Source organism: Pseudoalteromonas sp. SR44-8 (assembly GCF_014163635.1).
GTDB classification, from domain to species: Bacteria; Pseudomonadota; Gammaproteobacteria; order Enterobacterales; family Alteromonadaceae; genus Pseudoalteromonas; species Pseudoalteromonas rhizosphaerae.
Window position 1 is genome coordinate 1 of the sequence record NZ_JACJDS010000135.1, and the last position, 202, is coordinate 202.

The following is a 202-nucleotide window of genomic DNA, read 5'->3' on the forward strand; positions in this document are numbered from 1 at the left end:
ATACGAATTTTATTATCAGCTTTTCCAAATTTTTAAAGAGCATATTAATTAGTTATCCCAAAGGGATACGCACTAATTAACAATCATCTGTGTGGACACTACGAACAAATAAGTTCTAAATCGTATAAGGAGGTGATCCAGCCCCAGGTTCCCCTAGGGCTACCTTGTTACGACTTCACCCCAGTCATGAATCACTCCGTGG

At 39.6% G+C, this 202-nt stretch carries 1 rRNA gene; it reads right to left on the reverse strand.

The annotated features are described in order from the left end of the window. Positions 1–125: 125 nt before the first annotated feature. Positions 126–202 (reverse strand): 16S ribosomal RNA (locus H5183_RS21600); the annotation flags it as partial.